This window comes from Serratia sp. Ser99, assembly GCF_024519545.1.
GTDB classification, from domain to species: Bacteria; Pseudomonadota; Gammaproteobacteria; order Enterobacterales; family Enterobacteriaceae; genus Serratia; species Serratia liquefaciens.
The window spans coordinates 261,091-285,627 of sequence record NZ_JALJRT010000005.1 but is presented as its reverse complement, the minus strand read 5'-3'; the positions used below and the strand labels follow the sequence as shown (position 1 = coordinate 285,627).

Genomic DNA, 24,537 nt, shown 5'->3' with positions numbered 1-24,537 from the left:
TTGTCTCTCGATGTGTTAGATAATAGGCCGTCATGCCCAAAGAGAAAATCGGAGAGTTTTGAGTATCTCTGTCAAATTTATTGATTTAATTTTGAGCGGCAGATGACCTTGTTGGCGGGTGGGATAATTCACCACTACCCTTTAACCAGAAGCCTCGACATATAACGGGTGTGGCAACAGAGTGGAGAAGCCCCATGATTATCGTGCACCATCTAAATAACTCGCGATCGCAGCGCATCCTGTGGTTTTTGGAAGAATTGGGAGTGCCGTACCAGGTGCAGCGCTATCAGCGCGACTCGCAAACCATGCTGGCGCCTGCGGAGTTGAAAAAGATCCATCCGCTCGGCAAGTCGCCAGTGATTGTCGATGGCGATCTGACGCTGGCAGAGTCCGGCGCCATTATTGAATATCTGCAGGAAGCCTACGATGCGCAGGGGCAGTTTATCCCCACCGACTATCATGCCCGGCAACAGTATCGTTACTGGCTACATTATGCCGAAGGGTCACTGATGCCGCTGTTGGTGATGAAGCTGGTGTTTAGCCGCTTGGGCCAGCCGCCCATTCCCTGGCTGTTACGGCCAGTGGCAGGGGCTATTGGCAAAGGCGTACAGCGGGAGTATCTGGATAAACAGATTGCTCCGCACCGCGACTATCTTGAACAGCACCTGGAAAAAAGCACCTGGTTTGTCGGCAATGAATTCAGCGCAGCGGACATCCAGATGAGTTTTCCGCTGGAAGCGATGGCGGCACGTGGCGCATTGGATGGCTGTCCAAAGCTACGCGACTATCTCCAGCGTATCCATGCGCGGCCGGCCTACCAACGGGCGCTGGAGCAGGGCGGGCCTTATGATCTGCTGAAATGAGCGGGTGGGCTATACTCGATGAGGTCACTCTTCGTCGGAGGTAGCCCATGGCTACGCAAATTTTTGTTAACCTGCCGGTGGGCGATTTGCCCGTATCCATCGAGTTTTTCACTCGTCTTGGTTTCAGCTTTAATCCACAGTTCACCGATGACACCGCCGCCTGCATGGTGGTCAGCGACAGCATCTATGTGATGCTGTTGACCCACGACAAATTCAAAATGTTCACCCCGAACCCGATCAGCGATGCCAGAAAGGCGACCGAAGTGCTGATATGCCTGTCGCAGCCTAACCGGGCAGCGGTGGACGATCTGGTGCGCAAAGCGATCGCCGCCGGCGGCAATACCTATAATCAGCCGCAGGATTATGGCTTTATGTACGGACACGGTTTTCAGGATCTGGACGGACACATCTGGGAACTGATGTACATGGATGAAAAGGCGGCCCAGGCTCAGTAGTCGTTTTGCCCTCCGAAAGGGGGGCGTTCCCATCGGATTTACCTATGAGACAAATACCATATTTTCGATAATGATTGATCCCAGTGCTTTTCCGCATAAATTGCCGCGATCTTTGGTTGATCAGACGGTATGGAAGGCTGGATAATCGTTTGCCTTGAATAAACCACCATAAATTACCCGCACCATTCACTGTGAGTTAAACGTTTGCCTTTGATGCGACGCCCATTGGCGACGTGAGCAAAGGGCAGAAAAGCAAACGTTACCCTAATGAACATGCGTGGGCGGAATAACAAGCCTCTTTAAACGGGCTGGCAATGAAACACAGGGGACAGCAACATGTCGAATTCTCAAGCGAATAACGCCGTTAAACCAAAAGGCGGGCTTGATGGTTATTTTAATATTTCTGCGCGCGGCAGCACCGTGCGTCAGGAAGTGGTGGCGGGGCTAACCACCTTCCTGGCGATGGTGTACTCGGTGATCGTGGTGCCGAGCATGCTGGGCAAAGCCGGCTTCCCGCCAACGGCGGTGTTTGTCGCCACCTGCCTGGTGGCGGGTCTCGGTTCGTTGCTGATGGGGTTATGGGCCAATTTGCCGATGGCCATCGGCTGTGCGATTTCACTGACCGCTTTCACGGCGTTCAGTCTGGTGCTGGGCCAACACATCAGCATTCCGGTGGCGTTGGGGGCGGTATTCCTGATGGGGGTGCTTTTTACCATTATTTCGGTAACCGGTATTCGCGCCTGGATCCTGCGCAATTTGCCGATGGGCGTCGCTCATGGTACCGGCATCGGTATCGGTCTGTTCCTGTTGCTGATCGCGGCTAACGGCGTTGGCCTGGTGGTGAAAAACCCACTGGACGGCCTGCCGGTGGCTTTGGGCGCATTCACTTCGTTCCCGGTAGTGATGACGCTGCTCGGGCTGGCGGTGATTTTCGGGCTGGAAAAACTGCGCGTTCCCGGCGGTATTCTGCTGGTGATCATCACTATTTCGGTGGTGGGGTTGGTGTTTGACCCGGCGGTGAAATACCAGGGCTTATTCGCGATGCCAAGCCTGGCGGATGCCAACGGCAATTCGTTGATTTTCAGCCTGGATATCATGGGCGCATTGCAGCCGGTGGTCTTGCCGAGCGTGCTGGCGCTGGTGATGACCGCGGTATTTGACGCTACCGGTACTATCCGTGCGGTGGCCGGTCAGGCCAACCTGCTGGATAAAGACGGGCAAATCATCAACGGCGGCAAGGCGCTGACTTCGGACTCCCTGAGCAGCATTTTCTCTGGTCTGGTCGGTGCGGCCCCGGCGGCGGTGTATATCGAATCCGCAGCGGGCACGGCTGCGGGCGGTAAAACCGGGCTGACAGCAACCGTAGTCGGTTTGCTGTTCCTGCTGATCCTGTTCCTGTCGCCGTTATCTTATCTGGTGCCGGTTTACGCGACCGCACCGGCGCTGATGTACGTTGGCCTGCTGATGTTGAGCAACGTGACCAAGCTGGACTTCAATGATTTTGTCGATGCCATGTCCGGCCTGCTGTGCGCCGTGTTTATCGTGCTGACCTGCAATATCGTCACCGGTATCATGCTGGGCTTCAGCTCATTGGTGATTGGCCGTATCTTCTCCGGCGAATGGCGTCGGCTGAATATCGGTACCGTGCTGATCGCCGTGGCGCTGGTGGCATTCTATGCCGGCGGCTGGGCAATCTAACCGCTATGTCGTTTCCCCCGTCGTTCCGGCGGGGGATGTTTGCCCTCATACCCTATTCAGATAAATCTCCTTCTGCCAATGCTGCATTTTGAAAGGCACAACAAGCTTTAACCGCCGTAAAAAAAGTGATCTACTATCGGGTATACATCAGAGATGTAGTCTGAACCCAAGAGTCTAAGGAAAGCATGGAAATCTTTTTTACAATCCTCATTTTAATTCTGGTGGTCTCCCTGTCCGGTGTGGTGACGCGCATGTTGCCGTTCCAGGTGCCGCTGCCGTTAATGCAAATCGGTATCGGGGCCCTGTTGGCCTGGCCGCATTTCGGGTTGCACGTCGACTTTGACCCTGAATTGTTCCTGGTGCTGTTTATCCCGCCGCTGCTGTTTGCCGATGGCTGGAAAACCCCGACGCGGGAGTTTTTGCACCACGGTCGTGAAATTCTTGGCCTGGCGCTGGTCTTGGTGCTGATCACCGTGGTCGGCGTCGGTTATCTGATTTACGCCATGGTGCCGGGCATTCCTCTGGTGGCGGCGTTTGCGCTGGCGGCGGTGCTGTCGCCAACGGATGCCGTGGCGCTGTCCGGTATCGTCGGTAAAGGGCGTATTCCGAAGCCGATCATGGGCGTGCTGGAAGGCGAGGCGCTGATGAACGACGCGTCCGGCCTGGTCTCACTCAAATTCGCTATCGCGGTGGCGATGGGCACCATGGTGTTTACCGTGGGCGGCGCGACGCTCGAGTTCCTCAAGGTGGCGATCGGCGGCCTGCTGGCAGGCGTAGCGGTCACCTGGCTCTACAGTAAATCTTTGCGGATCATGAGCCGCTGGAGCGGTGATGACCCGGCGACGCAGATAGTCTTCCTGCTGCTGTTACCTTTTGCTTCTTACCTGATTGCCGAGCACATTGGCGTATCCGGCATCCTGGCGGCGGTGGCAGCGGGGATGACCATCAGCCAGTCCGGCGTGATCCGCAACGCGCCGCTGGCGATGCGCCTGCGCGCGAACAGCGTCTGGGCGATGCTGGAGTTTGTGTTCAACGGCATGGTGTTCATCATGTTGGGTCTGCAGCTGCCGGGGATCCTGGAAACCTCCATCCTGCAGGCGGAGCTGGATCCGACCATTCAGACCTGGTACCTGTTTGCCGACGTGGCGATTATCTACGCGGCGTTGCTGGTATTGCGTTTTACCTGGCTGTGGCTGATGAAAAACGCCAGCCGTCGCTTTATGAAAAAACGGCCGTTGCAGTTCGGCGATTACACCACCCGCGAACTGTGGGTAGCGTCGTTTGCCGGGGTACGCGGGGCGATTACGCTGGCCGGTGTGCTGTCAATTCCGCTGTTGCTGAGTGACGGCACCGCGTTCCCGGCGCGTTACCAACTGGTGTTTATCGCTGCAGGGGTGATCCTGCTTTCATTGATTGCCGGCGTACTGGCGCTGCCGCTGTTGCTGCGCGGCGTTCAGGTGGCGGATAAGAGCGTCAGCAAAAGCGAAGAGCGGATGGCAATCGCTATGGCGGCTGAAGTGGCGATCGAAAGCATCAACAAAATGGAAGAGCGGTTGGCGGTTGATACCGAGGAAAACCTCGATCCGCAGGTGCTGAAAGAGATCAGTTCACGAGTGGTGGGGACGCTGCGGCGCCGTATCACCACCAAGGACGATATCGAGAATGCGCTGATGCTGGAGAACCTCGAGCGACGTTTCCGCCTGACGGCGCTACGCGCTGAGCGCGGTGAGCTATATCACCTGCGCGCTACGCAAAAAATCAGTAACGAGACGCTGCAAAAGCTGTTGCACGATCTCGACCTGCTGGAAGCGCTGTTGATAGAGCGAGAAGGATAAGACTCACGGGGCCGCATATGCGGCCCTGATTTGATGACAAACACCCGAAAAGCGTGGTTTTCGGGTGTTTGGGGTAAAACTGAAGACATCATCCTTTGTTTTTATCAGCACACAATCCATGACTTTTAAGTACAAAGGAATTATCAGCAGTCTGGGGCCGCATATGCGGCCCTTGTTATTTGTGGTGACTGGTACTGGCTGCGGGCCAGTAGTCGCGGCAGCAGGCTATCCATGCCTGTGCACTGTGCGACAGGTAGCTGCCCTGCCGCCAGATCAACCCGACTTTCCATTCCATACGGGGTTCCAGCGGCAGCCAGATCAGGTTTTCCTTATCCAGCCATTGGCAGACCGGCTCCGGCAGGGTGGCGATGCCGACCCCGGCCTGTACCATCGAAGCCAAAAAATCCCACTGTCCGCTGCGCACCGCAATCTGTGGCTCAAACCCGGCCTGACGGAACGCTTTCATCAGCATTTTGTACAGCGCGAAGTCCTCGTTATAAAGCAGGATCGGCCAGTTAGCCAACTCGGTGATATTGATGCTGGTGCGATTAAGCCAGTGTGGCGTACGCGGCGCAACCACGCACATGGGGTGGACGAGTAACGGCAGGAAGGTCAGTGGTTGATCCGAATCGACCGGCAGTATGGTCATTGCCAGATCCAGCTCGCCGGACATCACCGCCTGCTCCACCGACAGCCCACCCAGTTCGGAGATTTTCAGCTCGATGCCAGGGTAGGTTTGGCGGAATTGACGGATCAGATCGGCAATCTGCCGGCCGACCATGGGGGGAATACCCAGCCGCAGCACGCCTTTTTTGACCGAACTGATGTCTTCCAGCTCCGCCTCCAATTGGCGGAACTCATCGATGATCGCCAGCCCGCGCTGGTATACCGCTTGCCCGCTGTCGGTCAGGTGCAGTTTGCGGCCTTCGCGGATCAGCAGCGTGCATTCCAGCTCTTCTTCCAAATGGCGCAGCATCTTGCTGATGGTCGGTTGGGTGACGAACAGTTTCTCCGCCGCGCGGGTAAAGCTTTGCTGGCGCACCACTTCCACGAAGTAGCGCAGGGTGCGGACATCCACGTTGGATTCTCCTGGGGAAGTACCGTCGGGAAACTATTCCCTGATGGCATGATGTCGATAATTTTAATTCATTTCAGGCGAGGTTTCCTGGCTGCGTATACTGTAAACCGTGAATTTTTTGTTTAAGGCCTTCCCCCATGTTATTGGCGTTCCGCCACGCAGCTCCCTCTTTGTTGAACCGGCTGCAGGTGCCGATCCAGGTTGCTTTATATGCGGTGTTATTTTTGATTGCCGACCGATTGGTGCAGCAGTTCCATCTGCCGCTGCCCGCCAACATTGTTGGCATGTTGATATTGTTGGCGCTGATCCTGTTGCGCATTCTGCCGCTGAACTGGGTCAAGGCCGGTTCGCGCTGGTTGCTGGCCGAGATGCTGCTGTTCTTTGTTCCGGCGGTGGTGGCCGTGGTGAACTATGCCCAGCTGTTAATGGTGGAGGGCTGGAAAATTTTCCTGGTGATTGCTGTCAGCACCATGCTAACGCTGGGCGCGACCGGATTGGTGGTCGATCGCGTCTATAGACTGGAAGTCTGGCTGCAACGGCGTAAACAACGCGATGAATGATTTTATCCTTAGCCTCGCCTGCTTTCTGGCAACCCTGGTGTTGTACTTCGCCAATAAAAAACTCTACCGGCGCCGTCGTACCCTGCTGCTGATGCCATTGGTGTTGACGCCGATGATCCTGGTGCTGCTGCTGGTGGTGACCCATATTTCCTACCAGGACTACATCGGTGAAACGCACTGGTTGTTATGGCTATTAGGGCCGGCGACCATCGCCTTCGCGGTGCCGGTCTACGAAAATCTGCATATCATTCGACGCCATTGGTTATCGCTCAGCGCCGGGGTGCTAACGGCGGTGTTGGTGGCGGTTTACAGCTCGGTGTGGCTGGCTCGCCTGCTGACCTTGCCGGAAGAAGTGCAACGCAGCCTGGCGGTGCGCTCCATCACCACGCCGTTTGCGCTGGAGGCCGCCAAACAGATGGGCGGCCAGCCGGATCTGGTGGCGCTGTTCGTGGTGATCACCGGGGTATTCGGTATGGCAGTGGGGGACATCCTGTTTCTGCGGCTGTCAGTGCGTAGCAGTCTGGCGAAAGGGGCCGGGCTGGGGGCTTCGTCGCACGGCGCCGGTACCGCGAAAGCCTATGAGATGGGGCAGGAAGAAGGCGTCGTCTCCAGCCTGGTGATGATGCTGGCGGGGATTATCACGGTGATTGCCGCCCCACTGATAGGGCAACTGATGTGGTGAACCTGCGATTACAACCCAGAAGGAGGATCATAGCGGCATGATCCTCCTTATTGCCGAATCTGGGGCTATCAGGCCGTTGCCGCGGTCCTGATCAGTTCCACCACCAGTGGTGAAAGCTCGTTTCGCAATGCCGCACGTTCGGACTGAAACAGCGTGGCAGCGTAAAAACGGTGTCCCGGTAGCTCCACCGAGCGAACGTCACCTTCACCGTCGTGGCCGCTGATTATCAGCGGGTGCCGTTGCAGATCGGCGACAAACTCCGGGTTGACGCCAAAGTTGCAGTGGTAGCCTTCGTGCGTTTCCAGCTTGCCGTAGACACGGGCTGCCAGCGTATTGGGTTGGAAAATAATGGCACCGCTTTTTTCGACCAGCGAACAGCTCAGCGGGGCTATCACCAACCGACCCCCGCTGTCGGTTTCCGCATGCCCGGCATCGTGCCAGCCCATCACGTTACGGGCGTATTCTACGATCGCATATTGGAAACCGCCGCAAGAGCCCAGGAAGGGAACGTTTTGCTCGCGCGCATGGCGGATAGCCATAAAGGCACCATCGTCATGATTATACGGGCTGCCGGGTACCACCCAGATGGCATCGTAGTCCTGCAGTACCGACGTGTCGGTAATGGTTTCTGTGGGCAGCCAGTGGGATTGAATGTCGACGTTAAGATGGGAGGCGGTGAGCTGGAGAGCAATGGGGATGGCCTGGTGAGAAATGGCCTGAGGTTGGTAGTCACCGACCAGAGCAATACGGACTTGAGCTTTCATCATTTCCTTTTCCTGTGCGGGTAAAAAAGGAGGTTACAGCAAAGATCGGCGCTCATCCGCAATTTTTTAAATCCGGCGCACAAAAAAGCCCGGCATTGGCCGGGCTGATAAATATGGTTTTTGGGCTCAGTACAATGATGGAGCCCCGACCGGCCGGGTTTTAAAGCGACGATGCAGCCACATGTATTGCTCAGGTGCGCGCATGATTTCTTTTTCCACCACTTTATTCATGTAAGCCGCCGCGGCAATCTCATCGCCGATAGGATAATTTTCCAGCGCAGGTTGGATCAGCAGGTCATAACCCCGACCTTTTTCGCGGCGGATCAGAACCACCGGCACCAGCGCCGGCTTGGCCATGCGCGCCAGCATAAAGGTACCGCTGGTGGTGGCGGCCTGATCGACGGCGAACAATGGAGCGAACACGCTACCGCGTGGGCCGTAGTCTTGATCCGGGGCGAACCATACGGCCTCGCCGCGCTTGAGGGCATGAACCATGCCGCGCAAATCTTTGCGATCGAGCATCGCCTTGTTGGAGCGCATGCGGCCTTTGGTTTGTGCCCATTCCATGGCTTTATTGTTGTGTGGGCGGTACATCGCCATCATGGGTTGGCACAAACCCATGGCACGGCCACCCAGCTCCAGCGACATAAAGTGCACGCCAATCACCAACACACCGCGTTGGTTTCGTTGTGCCATTTTCAGGTGATTGATACCGGAAACGTTGAACCAGCGCTTAACGCGCTTATCAGACCAGAACCAGGCCATGCCGGTTTCCAGCAGGCCCATGCCGAGAGATTCGAAGTTGCCTACCACTTTGCGTTCGCGTTGAGCCTCGTCCATATCCGGGAAGCACAGCTCCAGGTTACGGCGGGTGATGGCAACGCGGCGTTTCAGGAATCGCATTGAGGTGCGGCCCATCCACACGCCGAGCTTGTGCAGCACCGGGTAGGGAAGTTGGACCAATAAGAATAAGCAAGCCAGGCCGAACCAGGTGAACCAATAGCGCGGATGCAGCAGGGCCGATTTGAATTTTTGCGGACGCTTCATATGAACTCATTTATGCGTTAAGGGGGCAGCAACCTGTAACGCATAAAGATCCACTCAATTGCGATACAACCACTCAGACACCCAGATACCACTATGGTTTAGCCAGATTCCATAATTGACTAAATCTTTACACTCGAAGGGCGGTTCGCGCTGCTATCAGGCTTCGGAAGGAGGGCTGTAGGCCAGCGAAGGCGGCTCTAGGAATGCGTATTGTATCACACAATACTGGGTGCAGCAGAAGAGGGGCATGCGAATATTCTCATTCGTGTTGTACCCCTATTGAAGATCGGAATTTTACAGGCTGGGAAAGATGATGGCGGCGAAAATTGCGGCAATCACCAGCCATTTTAGCAGGTAATACCCACGGCGATTACGGGCTTTCAGGCCTTGACCGGCATCACGCGCGGCGTTGACGTATTTGAATATCCGGTTGATGAAGCCGGTGCGGTCTTTATCATCGTTAGGTGAACTGGCGGCCGACATGAGGGTGGCACCGACCCAATGATTTACCGCCTGTGCCCAACGCCATTTCATTGGCCGTTCAATATCACAGAACAGGATGATTCGTGTCTGGTTAGTGGCGTTTTGCGCCCAATGCACATAGGTTTCATCGAAAATCACCGACTGGCCGTCACGCCAACTGTGTTGCTGCCCATCTACGTCGATGAAACAGCGATCGTCATTGGGGGTTACCAGCCCCAGATGATAACGCACCGAGCCGGCATAGGGATCGCGATGTTTGCCCAGATGGCTACCGGCCGGTAACTCGGCAAACATGGCTGCCTTAACCGATGGGAGGCGATTCAGCAACTCAACCGTCTGCGGACATAGCGCTTCGGCTGACGGGTGGCTGTCGCTGTACCATTTGAGGTAAAAACGTTTCCAACCGCGTTTGAAGAAGGTATTGAAGCCAGCATCGTTGTGCGATTGCGCCTTCTTGATATGATCTTGCAAGCGAACTGCTTCATCGCGGATCGTCGACCAGTTGTCGCTCAGGATCTGCAACTCGGGAAACTCACGAGGATCGAAATAAGGCTGTTTGGCAGGCAGTCGTGAAAAACCCGTCATGAACATATTGATCGGCCCCATAAATGTAGAGTGATCAAAAAGCTGACGTGTCACTTTTAGTTTTTCTTTTCCGCGGGAGTGCGCATAGGCAAAGCTGATGATAAATATGCCAATGATGATGACAGCAACCATAGAATCCATCCTATTTATTGCGTGTTAAAAAACGGATAAATTATAGTTTGTGACATGAAAAATTTTAATTTTTTGTGCCTTGATTGGAGCGAACGCGGTAAGTAGCAGGGGTAGCATAAAAGTTCGAACAACTGAATGTTGAAGAGCTTTTGTATCGTGTTTTGGCATTTTAGTCCTATTCCTAAGGCGCATAAGAGAAAAATTATGCCATCTTGTTCTAGGCTGAATAGCACGTATCTGAAAAGAGGGAATTATGAAAAAATCAATTTTTGCCTTGTCTGCATTGTTACTCGCTTCTCCGGTGTTTGCTGCAACTACGACGCAGGCCAGCGATGAGGTTGTTGCGCAAGCGCACAAGGGCGCAGATACCGCCAAAGAAAAACTGCACCAAACGCAGGATAAAGGCGATGAGCTGAAGCTGAAAGCTAAGCATGCTGCTGAAGGCAAAAGCGATACTACGGGCAGCAAAGTGACCGAGGGTACGCAAAAAGCCTGGCACAGCACCAAACAAGGTACCGAGAAAGCCTGGGATAAAACCAAGCAAGAAACGGAAAGCCTAAAGAACAAAGTCACCGAATAACTCGGTAGCTATACTGCAAGAGGGCCGGGCTTCCGGCCTTTTTTATTGCCCGCAATCCGGAAAAAGAAAAAGGCGCCGCCTCTTGCGAGGTTGCGCCTTTTCAACATGCCAACTGACTAGTATCAGTTCATGCCGTATTTTTTCAATTTCTTACGCAGCGTACCGCGGTTGATGCCCATCATCAGGGCTGCACGGGTCTGGTTGCCACGGGTGTATTGCATCACCATGTCCAACAGTGGCTGTTCAACTTCAGCCAATACCAGCTCATACAGATCGTTAACGTCTTGACCATTCAGTTGAGCAAAATAGTTCTTCAGTGCTTGTTTAACCGAGTCACGCAGAGGCTTTTGAGTCACTTGATCCTGTGAGTTCACGGTTGAAACGGTCAGTACGTCAGAATTTACGCGTTGTTCGAACATAGTTCTGTCAGCTCTTTTTTGTTACGCAAGATTTTCGAAATATGCCTCCAACGCCTCCAGCTGTTCGCTGGCATCCTCTATGGCGTTGAATGTGCGCCGAAACTGGTCATTCGGGGCGTGCTCCTGGAGATACCAGGATACGTGCTTACGAGCAATCCGGAATCCCTTGCCTTGGCCGTAAAAGCCGTGCAATTCCCGAATATGCCCTATCAACAAACGCTTAACCTCGCCAAGTGGCAGAGGGGGCAGCAGTTCCCCAGTGTCCAGATAATGCTGGATTTCCCGGAAGATCCAGGGTCTCCCCTGAGCAGCGCGGCCTATCATCAGGGCATCAGCCCCAGTGTAGTCGAGCACTGCTCTGGCTTTATGCGGGTCAGTAATGTCACCATTCGCGATAATCGGAATGGAAACATTCTGCTTAACTGCCCGAATGCTGTCGTACTCCGCGTCGCCGTTGAACAGGCAGGCACGGGTTCGGCCATGAATAGTCAGGGCCTGTATACCACAGTCTTCGGCCAGTTGGGCAATCTCTACACAGTTACGGTGTTCTGGCGCCCAGCCAGTGCGGATCTTAAGCGTTACCGGCACATCCACGGCGTTAACCACCGCGTGGAGGATCTGTTTAACCAGATCCGGGTACTGCAGCAAAGCAGACCCTGCAAGTTTCCGGTTCACTTTCTTGGCCGGGCAACCCATATTGATGTCGATGATCTGTGCACCGCCGGCCACGTTAATACGCGCCGCGGCGGCCATATCATCCGGATCGCATCCGGCAATCTGCACGGAACGGATCCCTGGTTCATCGCTATGGACCATACGCAGACGCGACTTATCCGTCCGCCACACCTCCGGATTGGAGGAGAGCATTTCGGATACAGCCATCCCAGCACCCATCGCATGACATAGGGTCCTAAATGGGCGATCTGTAATGCCGGCCATCGGGGCCGCAATCAGGCAATTTGTAAGCTGGTGGTGTCCAATGCGCATAGACAAAGAGTAACCATACTGTGTCCGCAAGGGCGCGTATATTACGCATTTTTGCGCTGAGATGAAAGGCCAAACTTTGACCAATTGGCCGCTATTCGCCATTAAAAATGCGGTTTGTCGGGATTCATAAAAATATTATATATACTTAACAATGGCTTGCCTGATTTTGGTTAATTAGTGCGCTATAAAATATTCCCAACACAACAGGATTTTATCTGTAATGAGTCTCGATTCAGCTCGAGAACGGCAGTGATTTAAGTCGTTTGGCAGGGTTTTTCATTGAGAATGGGCTGAATTATGCTGAAATCGCGTGGTGAAGGCTTAGGCAGAAAATATTCAGGGCCACGTGAATTTGGCATGGCGTTTCAAAGGGGCGGGGTGCCGACGTCGCGTAGACAGGAAAAACAAAAAACCACCGCCACGGGCTACGTTGGCGGTGGTTTTTATCAGGGCAGTAAGGGGATTACCTACGCTGACCGGTGATGCGGCACCACTCTTCACGCTCTGCGACCGGATCCAGCGTGAATTTCTCTTCATAGGCTTGCGCCACGCTTGCCGCCTGTGTTGCCAGCACGCCGGACAGGCCCAGATAACCGCCGGACTTCGGCAGACAGCCGATCAAGGGGGCCAGCTCACGCAATGGGCCCGCCAGGATGTTGGCGACGACCACGTCGGCCTGCAGATCGGCAGGCTGGTCTTTTGGCAGATACAGCTCCAGACGCTCTGAAACGCCGTTACGCTGCGCGTTGTCGCGGCTGGCCTGAATGGCCTGGGGATCGATATCGATGCCGATAGCGCGCGCTGCACCGAGCTTCAACGCGGCAATTGCCAGGATGCCGGAACCACAGCCGAAGTCGATAATGGTTTTACCAGCCAGATCGAGGCCGTCTAGCCATTGAAGGCACAGTGCAGTCGTTGGGTGAGTGCCGGTACCAAATGCCAGGCCCGGGTCCAGCATGACGTTGACCGCGTTCGGGTCGGGCACGTCGCGCCAGCTTGGGCAGATCCACAGACGTTCGCCGAAGCGCATCGGGTGGAAGTTGTCCATCCACTCGCGCTCCCAGTCCTTGTCTTCCAGCTGTTCAATTTTATGGCGGAAGCCGACGCCCAGCAGCGGGTGCTGTTCCAGCATGGCGACCACGTCGGCCATGTCGGTTTCGGCATCGTACAACCCGATCACATCAGTGTCGCCCCACAGCAGGGTCTCGCCCGGTAGCGGTTCGAACACTGGATTATCGTGGGTGTCCTGGAAGGTGACCGATACGGCGCCGCTTTCAACCAGCGCGTCGCTCAGGTCTTCCGCCTGGCTGCCGGTGGTGTTCAGTTTTAGTTGGATCCAAGGCATAACAATTCTCTTTAAGAGGCTAATGATGACGCCACTCGGCGCTTTTCGCCTATGACGTTACCGATATAAAACGCCAGCAGGCTAAGCAGCAGCGAAGGCACGATAGGGTGCAACCCTGCTAGCTGCAGATTAAAGCTGGCCAATAGCGTATAGCATACCGCACCCGTCACCATTGAGCTAAGTGCTCCCTGCGCATTGGCGCGTTCCCAGTACAGGCCCAGCACCAGTGGCCACAGGAATACCGCTTCCAGGCCGCCAAATGCCAGCAGGTTCAGCCAGATGATCATTTCCGGTGGCCGCCAGGCCGCCAACAGCACCAGCAAGCCCAAAATCAACGTGGTCAGGCTGGAGAAGCGTTTGATCAGGCGCTCGTTCTGCATGTGCTGTGGGCGTACGCCAAGGTAGAGATCTTTGATGATGGTGGCGGAAGATTGCAGCAATTGGGCGTTAATGGTCGACATGATTGCCGCCATCGGCGCCGCCAGGAAAATACCGGCGGCATAAGGCGGCAGCACGGTGATCATCAGCGTCGGGATCACCTGATCGGGGATCTTCAGGTCCGGCAATACCGCCCGGCCCAGCGCGCCAGCCAGATGCATGCCAAACATCAGAACCGCGACCACCATGGTGCCGAGGATGATCCCGCGATGCACTGCTTTGCTGTCCTTGTAGGAGATGCAGCGCACCGCCGTGTGCGGCAGGCCAATCACGCCAAAGCACACCAGGATCCAGAACGATGCCATAAACGGCAGGCTGAGGATCTGTTCACCGCCCTGCGGTGATACCAGCGCGGGGTCAATCTGTTGCAGCTTATCTACGGCGCTGTGCAGGCCGCCGGCGGCGTGAATCACCGCAACCAGCAGCAGCACGGTGCCGATCAGCATCACCAGCCCCTGCATGGCGTCATTGAGCACGCTGGCGCGGAAGCCGCCAAAGGCGGTATACAGCGCGATGCTGATACCGAAGATCAGCAAACCGGTGTCGTAAGGAATACCGGCTGCGGTTTCCAGCAGGCGCGCGCCGCCGATAAACTGCACCGTCATGGCACCCAGGAACGCCACCAGCAGGCTGAGGCTGGCCAGCCAGACCAACAGACGACTTTGATAGCGGCCGTAAAGCATGTCGTTCAGGGTAATGGCGTTGTAGCGGCGCGCCAGAATGGCAAACTTCTTGCCCAGCACGCCCAGTGAAAGCCAAACCGCCGGCAGTTGGATCATCGCCAACAGCACCCAGCCAAGGCCGTATTTATAGGCGGCGCCGGGGCCCCCGATAAACGAACTGGCACTGATATAGGTGGCGGTCAAGGTCATGGCCAGTACGAAGCCGCCCATCGATCGGTTGCCCAGAAAATATTCGCTGAGGAAGTTGCCGCTCTGGCGTCGGCTATAGGCGTAAACCGACAGCCCGAACACCAGCACCAGATAGGCGACCAGCGGCAGAATGACTTCAGTTTGCATCGCCGTCCTCCAGCGAAATATCGCGGAATATGCCGCGTACCATTAGCCAACACAGGCCGATGAACAGCAGCGGAACCAACAGGCAGGCCATTTCGAACCAGTGCGGCAGACCGGTAATACCGGATGCGCTGTCCGGCAGATAGGCTGCCAGCGACCAGGCCAGCAGATAAAGCAGCGTCAGGCTCAGAGCCCAGCGCGCCTCGCGGTGAGCTTGAATAAAACGTGTGTCCATCCGTTTCTCCAATATACCCGTCATACTTGAAGCTGCCTCTGTGTTGGCTGCGCTCACTTACCCGAATCACTTACTACAGTAAGCTCATCGGGATGCGCTCCTTTGCCGCCTTGATGCAACTCCAATTATTTAGGGTATACAACTATTATGGATTTGATCATCCATTGAGTGACCCAAAGCAGTAAAGAAAAAGGCCGGTGATTAACCGGCCTTCTGTCAGGCGATGCGAATAGCCTGCCTTAGGTTTCCTGCAGACCGAGCTTTTTCTCCAGATAGTGGATGTTGGTGCCACCGTGCTGGAAGTTTTCGTCGCTCATGATCCGCTGTTGCAGTTCAACGTTGGTTTTGATGCCATCGATGATCAGCTCAGCCAGGGCGTTCTTCATGCGGGCAATCGCCACGTCACGGTTTTCACCGTAGGTGATCAGTTTGCCGATCATGGAATCATAGTACGGCGGTACGGTATAACCGGCGTAAATATGAGATTCCCAACGCACGCCGAAACCGCCTGGCGCGTGGAAACGGGTGATCTTGCCTGGGCTAGGCAGGAAGGTGTTCGGGTCTTCGGCGTTGATACGGCATTCTACCGCGTGGCCGTGAACCTTCACTTCTTCCTGTTTGATCGACAAAGGCTGACCGGCAGCGATACGCAGCTGCTCTTTGATCAGATCCACGCCGGTGATCATCTCGGTAACCGGATGCTCAACCTGAATACGGGTGTTCATTTCGATGAAATAGAACTCGCCGTTTTCATACAGGAACTCGAAAGTGCCCGCGCCGCGGTAACCGATTTCCACACAGGCCTTCGAGCAGCGCTCGCCGATATAACGGCGCATTTCGCTGGTGATGCCCGGTGCCGGAGCCTCTTCAACCACTTTCTGGTGGCGGCGCTGCATGGAGCAGTCGCGCTCGGCCAGATAGATGGCGTTACCCTGACCGTCCGCCAACACCTGAATTTCGATATGGCGTGGGTTTTCCAGGTATTTTTCCATGTAAACCATGTCGTTGTTGAAAGCCGCTTTGGCCTCCGCCTTGGTCATGGAAATGGATTGCTCGAGGTCTTTGTCGCTGCGCACTACGCGCATGCCACGACCGCCGCCGCCGCCGGATGCCTTGATGATAACCGGGTAGCCGATGCGCTTGGCGAAGGCACGGTTTTTATCCATGTCGTCGGTCAGCGGGCCATCAGAGCCAGGTACGCAAGGCACGCCTGCTTTCTTCATGGCATTGATGGCAGAAACCTTGTCGCCCATCAGGCGGATAGTTTCGGCTCTCGGGCCAATGAAGATAAAGCCGGAGCGTTCGATCTGCTCGGCGAAATCGGCGTTTTCAGACAGGAAGCCGTAGCCCGGGTGGATCGCCACTGCGCCGGTGATTTCAGCCGCAGAGATGATTGCCGGGATATTCAGGTAACTTTTTACCGATGGCGCAGGACCGATACACACGGTCTCGTCAGCCAGCAGTACGTGTTTCAGATCGCGATCGGCTGTCGAGTGCACGGCAACGGTTTTGATGCCCAGCTCTTTACAAGCACGCAGGATACGAAGCGCGATCTCGCCACGGTTGGCGATAACAATTTTATCAAGCATGTTCGCCTCGTTATTCGATGACGACCAGTGGCTCGTCAAATTCTACCGGTTGGCCGTTCTCTACCAGGATGGCTTTCACCACGCCGGATTTGTCCGCTTCGATCTGGTTCATCATTTTCATTGCTTCAACGATGCACAGAGTGTCGCCGGCGTTCACTTTCTGGCCGACTTCGATGAAGGCTTTCGCATCCGGGCTTGGCGTGCGGTAGAAAGTACCGACCATTGGGGAACGAACGACGTGGCCACTCATGGCCGCTGGTGCTGCAGGCGTTTCGGCTGGCGCGCTGGCAACGGCGGTAGCCAGTGCTGGCTGCGGCTGTGCCGGCATTGCGTATGCCTGTGGCATCATTGGGTAAGCCTGCGCTGGAGCAGCGCGGCTGATGCGAACTGACTCTTCGCCTTCAGAAATTTCCAGTTCAGAAATACCTGATTCTTCAACCAGTTCGATCAGTTTCTTGATTTTACGAATATCCATGAGTGTGATTCCGTACTCTTTTGCGTAGCAATTAGTGGGTTTTCGACAGACGGTTAACCGCTGCCTGTAAAGCAAATGTGTAGCCATCCGCGCCGAGGCCGCAAATCACGCCTACCGCAATATCGGAGAGGTAAGAGTGATGGCGGAAAGGCTCTCGGGCATGCACGTTGGAGAGGTGGATCTCGATAAACGGGATCTGCACCGCCAGCAATGCATCACGCAGCGCCACGCTGGTATGCGTGAACGCGGCAGGGTTAATCAGAATAAAATCTGTGTTGCCGCGCGCCTGATGTATGCGGTCGATCAGCGCATGTTCGGCGTTAGACTGCAGATGGCTCAGGGTAATATCCAGTGCGGATGCCTGGTTTTCCAATCCGTTAACAATCTCTGTTAACGTCGTGCTGCCGTACTTCTCCGGCTCACGCGTCCCCAGCAGATTCAGATTGGGGCCGTTCAGAAGCAAAATGTGAAACTTATCCGCCATTGTGCTGGTATCTCCGGCAATAAAACCATCATCGTAGAAAATAACCCGACGTCACAGATTTGTCACCTGTTAAGGGGAAAATTCACCCTGAGAACAGGAACAAGGTCGGGCATTATAACGATATCGTAGCAATTCGCAGCTAAATACTGGTCTTATCAGCGAAGATATTCAACCCTAAATCAGTAAACTGGCCAGGGCGATATTGCATTATGAGGGGTAGAACACAGAAAAGTTCCGGCTTTTAACGCCACCAATTGCGGAATTTCTTGTATCGCAGCGCCAGTAGCGCGACGGCCAGCAGAGCATAAATGAAGGGCTGCGGCGAAAAGGTTTTTACCGACCACAGGTAGTGAATCGGTGCCAGGATCGCCACCAGATAGACCAGATTATGCAACGTCTGCCATTTGGCCCCCAGTTTACGCATCGCCCACAGCGTGGAGGTTGCGGCCAGCGCCAGCAGGATCAGCCAACTGACAATGCCGAGCGTCAGGTAAGGGCGGGTGACCAGTTCACGCCCCAGCAGGCCGATATTGCTCAGCCCCAGCTCCAGCGTCGAATAGCTTATCAGATGCAGCGTGCCCCAGGCAAAACACCATAGTCCCACCAGACGACGACAGCGAATCAGCAGCGGTTGCCGGGCATAGCGCGCCAGTGGCGCAATCATCAAGGTCGCCAGCAACAGTTTCAACGTCATTCTGCCGGTAAAGTGTTGAATGTCTTTGGCCGGATCGGCGCTGAACCAACCCTGGTCCACCGACAGCACCAGCCAGAGAAAAGGCAGGAATGCCGCCAGATAAATGGCGACCTTAATCCACTTGATATGAGCCGGAGTTAAACGCACCTAAAAATTCTCCCTTAGATCCAGGCCGCGGTACAGCGACGCTACCTGTTCGCCATAGCCGTTAAACAGCAGCGTGGGTTGGCGTTTAACGTCCAGGATGCCGCCGGAACCGATAAAGCGTTCGGTGGCCTGTGACCAGCGTGGATGATCGACGTTCGGGTTTACGTTGGCATAGAAGCCGTACTCATTCGGCGCAGATTCATTCCAGGTGGTGGGCGGCTGATCACGCACCAGACGGATATGGACGATCGACTTAATGCCTTTAAAGCCGTATTTCCAGGGGGTGATCAACCGCAGCGGCGCACCGTTTTGCGGCGGCAGCGTTTTGCCGTATACGCCGACGGTCAGCAGGGCCAATGGGTTCATGGCCTCATCGAGACGCAGCCCTTCAACATAAGGGTATTTCAGCCCGCCGCCGATAAAACGATCCTTCTGGCCCGGCATCTGTTCCGGGTCGTACAGCGTTTGGAAAGCGACGTAGCGGGCATTGCTGTTCGGCTCCGCCAGCTTGATCAGCTTACCCAGCTCAAAGCCAATCCAGGGCACGACCATCGACCAGGCCTCCACGCAGCGCATACGGTAGATGCGTTGTTCCAGCGGGAAGCGTTTGATCAAGTCATCGATATCCAATGTGATCGGTTTGGCGACCTCACCGTCGATACGCACTTTCCAGCCTTCGGTTTTCAGGCCGCCGGCATTCGCGGCAGGATCGGCTTTATCCAGACCGAATTCGTAGAAGTTGTTGTAACCGGTGACTTTGTCTTCCGGCGTCATGGCCAGTTGCGCCTGCCAGGCCGCAGGCTTGCTGAATGACAGCGGTTTGCCGGCGGGGGCCTTGGGCCGATCGTTGCCTTTGAACCATGACAGCAAATCGGCCTGCGCATTATGCGGCAAGGCCAGCGACGCGGCGGTGATACCCAACGCCTGCAGCACTTTGCGCCGCTGATGGAACACGCTCTCGGGCGTGACATCGGCTTCGGTCAATTTAGGGGGCTTTCTCATGGTGTTTTCTCCGCGTTTCATCCCCGCCGCCTTTCAGGTGCGGGTACTCAAACCTGCTCCCGTCAGAGTGACTGTAGGGGGTAACCTTCTGAGCCCGATTAACGCGGACGCAGCATGCAACGCCCCTACAGTATGCTGGGGTATCTGTGTTGTAAGCATGGCGTGAAATCAGGCCATATGCGAGAGGGCGCGGGAAAATATGAAATTTCGCAGGCGAATGTTCCCCCCGTTGCCGGGGGGCGATTTAAGCTTTAGCGGATTTTAACCAGAGTGCGACCGGTCACTTGATGATTCAGCAGCGCGGCGGCGGTGGCCGGTGCCTGTTCCAAAGTGATTTCCTGGGTGGCCTGTTGGTAGAAACTGTCCGGCAAAATACCGGCTAGCCGTTCCCAGGCGGTTTGGCGGCGATGCAGTGGCGTATGCACCGAGTCCACGCCCTGCAGGCGAACGTTGCGCAGGATAAACGGCATCACCGTGGTGGGCAGGTGATAGCCACCGGCCAGGCCACAGGCGGCGACCGTGCCGTTATAATTCATCTGTGCCAGGACTCGCGCCAGCAGCGTGTCGCCAACGGTATCGACCGCCCCGGCCCAGAGTTGCTTTTCCAGCGGACGCGGGGCTTCCAGGTAGCCGTCGCGCGACAGGACTTCTTTGGCGCCCAGCGCTTTCAGATACTCGGTATTGCTCTCGCGGCCGCTGATGGCGGTGACGTGATAGCCCAACGCCGCCAGAATGGCGATGGCCGTGCTGCCTACGCCGCCGCTGGCACCGGTAACCAAAATATCGCCGTCGTCCGGGCGCACGCCACCTTCTTCAAGCGCCATCACGCACAGCATGGCGGTAAAGCCGGCGGTACCCAGGATCATCGCTTTGCGTTCATCCAGCCCGTTTGGCAAGGGCACCAGCCATTCGCCTGAGACTCGTGCCTGTTCGGCCAGGCCACCCCAGTGGTTTTCACCCACGCCCCAACCGGTGAGCACCACGCTTTGGCCTTCTTTAAAACGATCGTCGCGGCTTTCGCGTACCGTACCGGCGAAATCGATGCCTGGCACCATCGGGAAGTTACGCACGATCTTGCCTTTGCCGGTGATCGCCAACGCATCTTTATAGTTAAGGCTGGACCAGTTGACGTCCACCAGGACATCGCCGTCGGGCAGCAGATCGCTGCTGATATCCTTGATGTGAGCCAGAGTTTGATCGCCTTGTTGTTCCAATAACAGTGCACGCATGTCACTCTTCCTCTTGTTTGCATTTTTGCCATGGATGGCTGAACCAGATTTAATTGACTATATGCATATAAGAAATTTATGTCCTGATAAAAGACAAAAAAGGGTGATTGAAGGTTTTCTTCGTTGTCGAGGCTTGGTAGCTTGGGTGGCGTGAACCGACAACGGGTATCGCCGGAGCGGTACCCGCTATTCATTAAAAAAATCAGGATATTGTGTTGGATTCATTTGAGCGGATTCGGGGCCTTTATACTTCCAAAGGTGAAAACTCACGTAACCATACCGGACAAGGCACAGGGATGCGATTCACCACCAAACTCTCTGCATTGATCACCTTGCTTGTTGCTTTGGCGATGTTTTTGATGCTGATGGGCTGCTCATACAGCTTCTTTTACGTCACTCAGGAGCGTCTGGATCGCCGCTTCGAGTCGCTGATGACCTCGCTCGATCAGGCGATGCTGCATGAGTCCCCAGAGGAACAGAAACGCTGGTTGCCGTTGGTGATGCGTCCACTGGGCATTGTGGCGGTCAGCGTGGATACCAGCCACAGTAACCTCCTTTCCTATAAATTGCCGACGCTCAACAAACAGCCCTGGGATCCGCTCAACGGTTACAGGCAGGTGGCTTTGCCGCTGATGCAGCATCCCGGCGCGGCGCTGCAAATTACTTATATCGATCCTTTCGCCAGCGACGTACGCTCGTTGCAATCTACTGCCGCCGTGACGCTTTCGATCGTTGTGATGGTGGTGATCTTGCTGTTTAGCCTGCGCTGGCTTCGCGATCAGGCCGACGGAGAGGATCGGCTGGAACGCCGTGCACGGCGCATTCTTAACGGTGAAAGAGAGAGCGTGATGCAGGGCGATATGCGCGAATGGCCGGCGAACGTCAGTGGCGCGCTCGATCGCTTGCTGGCAGATTTGGCGGAAGCGCGCGAGGAACGTAATCGGGTCGATACCTTGATCCGCGCCTTTGCCGCTCAGGATGCCAAAACTGGCCTGAATAACCGCCTGTTCTTCGACAACCAGCTAACCACTCAACTGGAAGAGGAAGGCTCGCACGGCATTGTGATGATGGTACGACTGCCCGATTTTGACACGCTGCGGGAAATTCACGGCAATGGCGCGGTGCAGGAACTGATGTACTCGCTGGTCAATCTGTTGTCGACCTTCGTGATGCGTTATCCGGCGGCGCTGCTGGCACGTTATTTCCACAGCGATTTCACCGTGTTGTTACCGCATCGAACCCTGAAAGAGGCGGACGGCATTGCTTCGCAGTTGGTGAACGCGATTGATGCCTTGCCTTCAACGGCGCTTATCGATCGTGAAGCATTCCTGCACATTGGCATCGTGGCGTACCGCAGCGGACAAACCACCGAACAGGTGATCGATTACGCGGAGCAGGCAACGCGCCATGCTACGTTGCAAGGCGAAAACGGCTGGTACGTTTATGACAGCCAGGTGCCGGAAAAAGGGCGCGGCAGCGTCAAGTGGCGCACCCTGCTGGAACAGGTGCTGGCGCGGGGAGGCCCGCGTTTGTATCAGAAACCGGCGGTGACGGTAGAAGGGGAAGTGCATCACCGTGAGATCATGAGCCGGATCTACGATGGCACCCAGGAACTGCTGCCATCGGAGTATATGCCTCTGGTGCGGCAGTTAGGGCTGGCGGAAAGCTACGATCGTCAACATCTGAGCCGTATTCTTCCTTTACTGACGCTGTGGCCCGAAGAGACATTGGCTTTTACGCTGAGCGTAGACTCACTGTTGCAGCGTAGTTTCCAGCGTTGGCTGCGTGATAGCCTGTTACAGTGTGAAAAAAGTCATCGTCGGCGAATTCTGATTGAACTTGCAGAGGCAGACGTGTGTCAACATATCGACCGTTTACGTCCGGTACTGAAGTTACTGTCAGGGCTGGGCTGTCGTCTGGCGGTGTCCCAGGCCGGGTTAACCGTGGTAAGTACCTCCTATATCAAGTCCTTACCGGTGGAATTGGTTAAGCTCCATCCGGGTCTGGTGCGGAGTATTGATAAGCGTGATGAAAATCAGCTGTTCGTTCAGAGCCTGACCGGCGCCTGTGAAGGTACCAACACTCAGGTTTTCGCCGCCAGCGTGCGGACGCGTAATGAGTGGCAGACGCTGAAAGAGCGGGGGATCCTCGGTGGACAGGGCGACTTTTTCGCGTCGCCGGAACCGATAGACGTCGGGCGTAAAAAATATTCGCGTCGTTATCGTGTTTAACCTGAATACCGAACAAAAATTAACGTAGAATGAGCGCCAATTCATCTGGGCTTTTTTCTCTGTCATTTTGGGATAACCCCCAAACTGCCTGCGACAATGACGCCTATTTGATATAGGCTCTTGTCAGTCCTTTTCTGTTGAACGTTGGTAGGTGCTTACCACCAGCGGCAATCAGGGAATATGTTAGATTTTATGAGCTGTGTTACGCCGTTTCGTGCGCTGACAGGGTGGTAAACTGAGCCTTTGTTCAGGGAATTCAGGCCTCATCCAATTTCCGTGCATTCGAGCAGAAACAATACAGACTATTTTTCACCGAAGTAGAACGTTTTTGCGCCTTGTCGCTGCTTCGTGTGGTTGGTAAAGTAGGCGGATTTTATTTTCCGCCCCCAGCTTGCAGGATTATCCTTTAGTTATGTTTAAGAAATTTCGTGGCATGTTTTCCAATGACTTGTCCATCGACTTGGGTACCGCCAATACCCTGATTTATGTTAAAGGGCAAGGCATTGTACTGAACGAACCGTCGGTGGTTGCCATTCGCCAGGATCGTGCCGGTTCACCCAAGAGCGTTGCGGCCGTGGGTCATGAGGCTAAACAAATGCTGGGGCGTACGCCCGGCAATATCGCGGCTATTCGTCCGATGAAAGACGGCGTGATCGCCGATTTCTTCGTGACCGAAAAAATGCTGCAGCACTTTATTAAACAGGTTCACAGCAACAGCTTCATGCGGCCAAGCCCGCGCGTGCTGGTGTGTGTGCCGGTTGGCGCAACTCAAGTTGAGCGCCGCGCCATCCGCGAATCTGCCCAAGGGGCCGGTGCGCGTGAGGTGTTTCTGATTGAAGAACCTATGGCTGCCGCAATCGGTGCCGGCCTGCCGGTTTCTGAAGCGACAGGTTCCATGGTGGTGGATATCGGTGGCGGTACCACTGAAGTGGCCGTGATCTCACTGAACGGTGTGGTCTACTCTTCTTCTGTACGTATCGGTGGTGACCGTTTCGACGAAGCTATCATTAATTACGTGCGTCGTAACTACGGCTCACTGATCGGTGAAGCAACTGCCGAACGTATCAAGCATGGCATCGGTTCCGCTTATCCGGGCGATGAAGTGCATGAAATCGAAGTTCGCGGCCGTAACCTGGCTGAGGGCGTGCCACGTGGCTTTACCCTGAATTCCAATGAAATCCTTGAAGCGCTGCAGGAGCCGTTGACCGGCATCGTCAGTGCGGTGATGGTGGCGCTGGAGCAGTGTCCACCAGAGCTGGCTTCCGACATTTCCGAACGCGGCATGGTGTTGACCGGCGGTGGCGCATTGCTGCGCAACCTGGATCGCCTGCTGATGGAAGAAACCGGCATTCCGGTGGTCGTGGCAGAAGATCCGCTGACCTGCGTAGCCCGCGGCGGTGGCAAGGCGTTGGAAATGATCGACATGCATGGCGGCGATTTGTTCAGCGAAGAATAGTCAGCCCCAAGAAGGAGGAATCGTATCG

The 24,537-nt window shown here is 55.4% G+C and carries 24 protein-coding genes; 9 read left to right on the top strand and 15 right to left on the bottom strand.

The features are described from left to right. Nucleotides 1–194 precede the first annotated feature (194 nt). From NR114_RS13020 to NR114_RS13005, 4 genes are all read left to right on the top strand, one after another. Nucleotides 195–863, top strand: a complete 669-nt coding sequence (locus NR114_RS13020; RefSeq protein ID WP_234529171.1) for a glutathione S-transferase family protein — start codon at nucleotides 195–197, stop codon at nucleotides 861–863. Between the two features lie 47 nt (nucleotides 864–910). Continuing rightward, nucleotides 911–1,318 carry a VOC family protein gene (locus NR114_RS13015; RefSeq protein ID WP_020837145.1) on the top strand — a complete coding sequence of 136 codons (408 nt, stop codon included), beginning with the start codon at nucleotides 911–913 and terminating at the stop codon, nucleotides 1,316–1,318. 336 nt (nucleotides 1,319–1,654) lie between these two features. Further along, a complete protein-coding gene (locus NR114_RS13010) occupies nucleotides 1,655–3,016 on the top strand; it encodes an NCS2 family permease (RefSeq protein ID WP_020837144.1) in 1,362 nt (453 codons plus the stop codon). A gap of 185 nt (nucleotides 3,017–3,201) precedes the next feature. Continuing rightward, nucleotides 3,202–4,851 carry a Na+/H+ antiporter gene (locus NR114_RS13005; protein ID WP_020837143.1) on the top strand — a complete coding sequence of 550 codons (1,650 nt, stop codon included), beginning with the start codon at nucleotides 3,202–3,204 and terminating at the stop codon, nucleotides 4,849–4,851. A gap of 175 nt (nucleotides 4,852–5,026) precedes the next feature. On the opposite strand, the gene NR114_RS13000 is transcribed toward NR114_RS13005, so the two are convergent. Next, nucleotides 5,027–5,929 carry a LysR family transcriptional regulator gene (locus NR114_RS13000; protein ID WP_020837142.1) on the bottom strand — a complete coding sequence of 301 codons (903 nt, stop codon included), beginning with the start codon at nucleotides 5,927–5,929 and terminating at the stop codon, nucleotides 5,027–5,029. Between the two features lie 137 nt (nucleotides 5,930–6,066). Here NR114_RS13000 and NR114_RS12995 point away from each other — a divergent pair, with 137 nt between their 5' ends. Both NR114_RS12995 and NR114_RS12990 read left to right on the top strand, forming a co-directional pair. Beyond that, entirely contained in the window at nucleotides 6,067–6,489 is a 423-nt protein-coding gene (locus NR114_RS12995) for a CidA/LrgA family protein (RefSeq protein ID WP_234529172.1), read from the top strand. Then, nucleotides 6,482–7,171 carry an LrgB family protein gene (locus tag NR114_RS12990; RefSeq protein ID WP_020837140.1) on the top strand — a complete coding sequence of 230 codons (690 nt, stop codon included), beginning with the start codon at nucleotides 6,482–6,484 and terminating at the stop codon, nucleotides 7,169–7,171. The genes NR114_RS12995 and NR114_RS12990 overlap by 8 nt, the downstream gene beginning before the upstream one ends. Nucleotides 7,172–7,239: 68 nt before the next feature. On the opposite strand, the gene NR114_RS12985 is transcribed toward NR114_RS12990, so the two are convergent. The 3 genes from NR114_RS12985 to lpxO all read right to left on the bottom strand — a co-directional run bounded on the left by NR114_RS12985 (nucleotide 7,240) and on the right by lpxO (nucleotide 10,182). Then, on the bottom strand, nucleotides 7,240–7,935 hold the full coding sequence (locus NR114_RS12985; RefSeq protein WP_234529174.1) for a CTP synthase: 696 nt from the start codon (nucleotides 7,933–7,935) through the stop codon (nucleotides 7,240–7,242). 126 nt (nucleotides 7,936–8,061) lie between these two features. Then, nucleotides 8,062–8,982 carry a kdo(2)-lipid IV(A) palmitoleoyltransferase gene (gene lpxP / locus NR114_RS12980; protein WP_020837138.1) on the bottom strand — a complete coding sequence of 307 codons (921 nt, stop codon included), beginning with the start codon at nucleotides 8,980–8,982 and terminating at the stop codon, nucleotides 8,062–8,064. 294 nt (nucleotides 8,983–9,276) lie between these two features. Further along, complete coding sequence (lpxO, locus tag NR114_RS12975; RefSeq protein ID WP_129984028.1) at nucleotides 9,277–10,182, bottom strand: lipid A hydroxylase LpxO; 906 nt, start codon at nucleotides 10,180–10,182, stop codon at nucleotides 9,277–9,279. Nucleotides 10,183–10,435: 253 nt separating this feature from the next. On the opposite strand from lpxO, the gene NR114_RS12970 reads away from it, so the two are divergent. Continuing rightward, complete coding sequence (locus NR114_RS12970) at nucleotides 10,436–10,762, top strand: hypothetical protein (RefSeq protein ID WP_020837135.1); 327 nt, start codon at nucleotides 10,436–10,438, stop codon at nucleotides 10,760–10,762. Between the two features lie 122 nt (nucleotides 10,763–10,884). Here the strand turns inward: NR114_RS12970 and fis are convergent, their stop codons facing one another. The 11 genes from fis to NR114_RS12915 all read right to left on the bottom strand — a co-directional run bounded on the left by fis (nucleotide 10,885) and on the right by NR114_RS12915 (nucleotide 20,822). Beyond that, a complete protein-coding gene (gene fis, locus NR114_RS12965) occupies nucleotides 10,885–11,181 on the bottom strand; it encodes a DNA-binding transcriptional regulator Fis (RefSeq protein ID WP_000462905.1) in 297 nt (98 codons plus the stop codon). A 21-nt stretch (nucleotides 11,182–11,202) separates the two neighbouring features. Beyond that, nucleotides 11,203–12,168: a tRNA dihydrouridine synthase DusB gene (gene dusB, locus NR114_RS12960; RefSeq protein WP_046374956.1), complete on the bottom strand. Its 966-nt coding sequence runs from the start codon at nucleotides 12,166–12,168 to the stop codon at nucleotides 11,203–11,205. 463 nt (nucleotides 12,169–12,631) lie between these two features. After that, nucleotides 12,632–13,513 (bottom strand): 50S ribosomal protein L11 methyltransferase, encoded by an 882-nt coding sequence (gene prmA / locus NR114_RS12955; protein WP_256814163.1) that lies wholly within the window; start codon nucleotides 13,511–13,513, stop codon nucleotides 12,632–12,634. Nucleotides 13,514–13,524: 11 nt separating this feature from the next. Continuing rightward, a complete protein-coding gene (gene panF, locus NR114_RS12950) occupies nucleotides 13,525–14,970 on the bottom strand; it encodes a sodium/pantothenate symporter (RefSeq protein WP_122080321.1) in 1,446 nt (481 codons plus the stop codon). Beyond that, entirely contained in the window at nucleotides 14,960–15,202 is a 243-nt protein-coding gene (locus NR114_RS12945) for a YhdT family protein (RefSeq protein WP_234530552.1), read from the bottom strand. Before NR114_RS12945 ends, panF begins: the two co-directional genes overlap by 11 nt. 239 nt (nucleotides 15,203–15,441) lie before the next feature. Further along, on the bottom strand, nucleotides 15,442–16,791 hold the full coding sequence (gene accC / locus NR114_RS12940; RefSeq protein WP_020832086.1) for an acetyl-CoA carboxylase biotin carboxylase subunit: 1,350 nt from the start codon (nucleotides 16,789–16,791) through the stop codon (nucleotides 15,442–15,444). Between the two features lie 10 nt (nucleotides 16,792–16,801). After that, on the bottom strand, nucleotides 16,802–17,266 hold the full coding sequence (gene accB / locus NR114_RS12935; protein ID WP_020832085.1) for an acetyl-CoA carboxylase biotin carboxyl carrier protein: 465 nt from the start codon (nucleotides 17,264–17,266) through the stop codon (nucleotides 16,802–16,804). A 31-nt stretch (nucleotides 17,267–17,297) separates the two neighbouring features. After that, nucleotides 17,298–17,750 carry a type II 3-dehydroquinate dehydratase gene (gene aroQ, locus NR114_RS12930; RefSeq protein ID WP_020832079.1) on the bottom strand — a complete coding sequence of 151 codons (453 nt, stop codon included), beginning with the start codon at nucleotides 17,748–17,750 and terminating at the stop codon, nucleotides 17,298–17,300. Nucleotides 17,751–17,991: 241 nt separating this feature from the next. Then, complete coding sequence (gene msrQ / locus NR114_RS12925; RefSeq protein ID WP_020832077.1) at nucleotides 17,992–18,591, bottom strand: protein-methionine-sulfoxide reductase heme-binding subunit MsrQ; 600 nt, start codon at nucleotides 18,589–18,591, stop codon at nucleotides 17,992–17,994. Then, the gene (gene msrP, locus NR114_RS12920; protein ID WP_048760001.1) at nucleotides 18,592–19,593 is read right to left on the bottom strand and encodes a protein-methionine-sulfoxide reductase catalytic subunit MsrP; all 1,002 of its coding nucleotides are present in this window, start codon (nucleotides 19,591–19,593) and stop codon (nucleotides 18,592–18,594) included. Between the two features lie 251 nt (nucleotides 19,594–19,844). Continuing rightward, on the bottom strand, nucleotides 19,845–20,822 hold the full coding sequence (locus NR114_RS12915; protein WP_122080319.1) for an oxidoreductase: 978 nt from the start codon (nucleotides 20,820–20,822) through the stop codon (nucleotides 19,845–19,847). Between the two features lie 296 nt (nucleotides 20,823–21,118). On the opposite strand from NR114_RS12915, the gene csrD reads away from it, so the two are divergent. Both csrD and mreB read left to right on the top strand, forming a co-directional pair. Continuing rightward, the gene (csrD, locus tag NR114_RS12910) at nucleotides 21,119–23,053 is read left to right on the top strand and encodes an RNase E specificity factor CsrD (protein ID WP_234530551.1); all 1,935 of its coding nucleotides are present in this window, start codon (nucleotides 21,119–21,121) and stop codon (nucleotides 23,051–23,053) included. Nucleotides 23,054–23,465: 412 nt separating this feature from the next. Continuing rightward, nucleotides 23,466–24,509, top strand: a complete 1,044-nt coding sequence (gene mreB / locus NR114_RS12905; protein WP_012147106.1) for a rod shape-determining protein MreB — start codon at nucleotides 23,466–23,468, stop codon at nucleotides 24,507–24,509. Nucleotides 24,510–24,537 lie beyond the last annotated feature (28 nt).

Coding starts and splice junctions, on each gene's coding strand:
- NR114_RS13020 (WP_234529171.1), top strand. CDS start 195: ATGATTATCGTGCACCATCTAAATAACTCGCGATCGCAGCGCATCCTG.
- NR114_RS13015 (WP_020837145.1), top strand. CDS start 911: ATGGCTACGCAAATTTTTGTTAACCTGCCGGTGGGCGATTTGCCCGTA.
- NR114_RS13010 (WP_020837144.1), top strand. CDS start 1,655: ATGTCGAATTCTCAAGCGAATAACGCCGTTAAACCAAAAGGCGGGCTT.
- NR114_RS13005 (WP_020837143.1), top strand. CDS start 3,202: ATGGAAATCTTTTTTACAATCCTCATTTTAATTCTGGTGGTCTCCCTG.
- NR114_RS12995 (WP_234529172.1), top strand. CDS start 6,067: ATGTTATTGGCGTTCCGCCACGCAGCTCCCTCTTTGTTGAACCGGCTG.
- NR114_RS12990 (WP_020837140.1), top strand. CDS start 6,482: ATGAATGATTTTATCCTTAGCCTCGCCTGCTTTCTGGCAACCCTGGTG.
- NR114_RS12985 (WP_234529174.1), bottom strand. CDS start 7,935: ATGAAAGCTCAAGTCCGTATTGCTCTGGTCGGTGACTACCAACCTCAG.
- lpxP (WP_020837138.1), bottom strand. CDS start 8,982: ATGAAGCGTCCGCAAAAATTCAAATCGGCCCTGCTGCATCCGCGCTAT.
- lpxO (WP_129984028.1), bottom strand. CDS start 10,182: ATGGTTGCTGTCATCATCATTGGCATATTTATCATCAGCTTTGCCTAT.
- NR114_RS12970 (WP_020837135.1), top strand. CDS start 10,436: ATGAAAAAATCAATTTTTGCCTTGTCTGCATTGTTACTCGCTTCTCCG.
- fis (WP_000462905.1), bottom strand. CDS start 11,181: ATGTTCGAACAACGCGTAAATTCTGACGTACTGACCGTTTCAACCGTG.
- dusB (WP_046374956.1), bottom strand. CDS start 12,168: ATGCGCATTGGACACCACCAGCTTACAAATTGCCTGATTGCGGCCCCG.
- prmA (WP_256814163.1), bottom strand. CDS start 13,513: ATGCCTTGGATCCAACTAAAACTGAACACCACCGGCAGCCAGGCGGAA.
- panF (WP_122080321.1), bottom strand. CDS start 14,970: ATGCAAACTGAAGTCATTCTGCCGCTGGTCGCCTATCTGGTGCTGGTG.
- NR114_RS12945 (WP_234530552.1), bottom strand. CDS start 15,202: ATGGACACACGTTTTATTCAAGCTCACCGCGAGGCGCGCTGGGCTCTG.
- accC (WP_020832086.1), bottom strand. CDS start 16,791: ATGCTTGATAAAATTGTTATCGCCAACCGTGGCGAGATCGCGCTTCGT.
- accB (WP_020832085.1), bottom strand. CDS start 17,266: ATGGATATTCGTAAAATCAAGAAACTGATCGAACTGGTTGAAGAATCA.
- aroQ (WP_020832079.1), bottom strand. CDS start 17,750: ATGGCGGATAAGTTTCACATTTTGCTTCTGAACGGCCCCAATCTGAAT.
- msrP (WP_048760001.1), bottom strand. CDS start 19,593: ATGAGAAAGCCCCCTAAATTGACCGAAGCCGATGTCACGCCCGAGAGC.
- NR114_RS12915 (WP_122080319.1), bottom strand. CDS start 20,822: ATGCGTGCACTGTTATTGGAACAACAAGGCGATCAAACTCTGGCTCAC.
- csrD (WP_234530551.1), top strand. CDS start 21,119: ATGCGATTCACCACCAAACTCTCTGCATTGATCACCTTGCTTGTTGCT.
- mreB (WP_012147106.1), top strand. CDS start 23,466: ATGTTTAAGAAATTTCGTGGCATGTTTTCCAATGACTTGTCCATCGAC.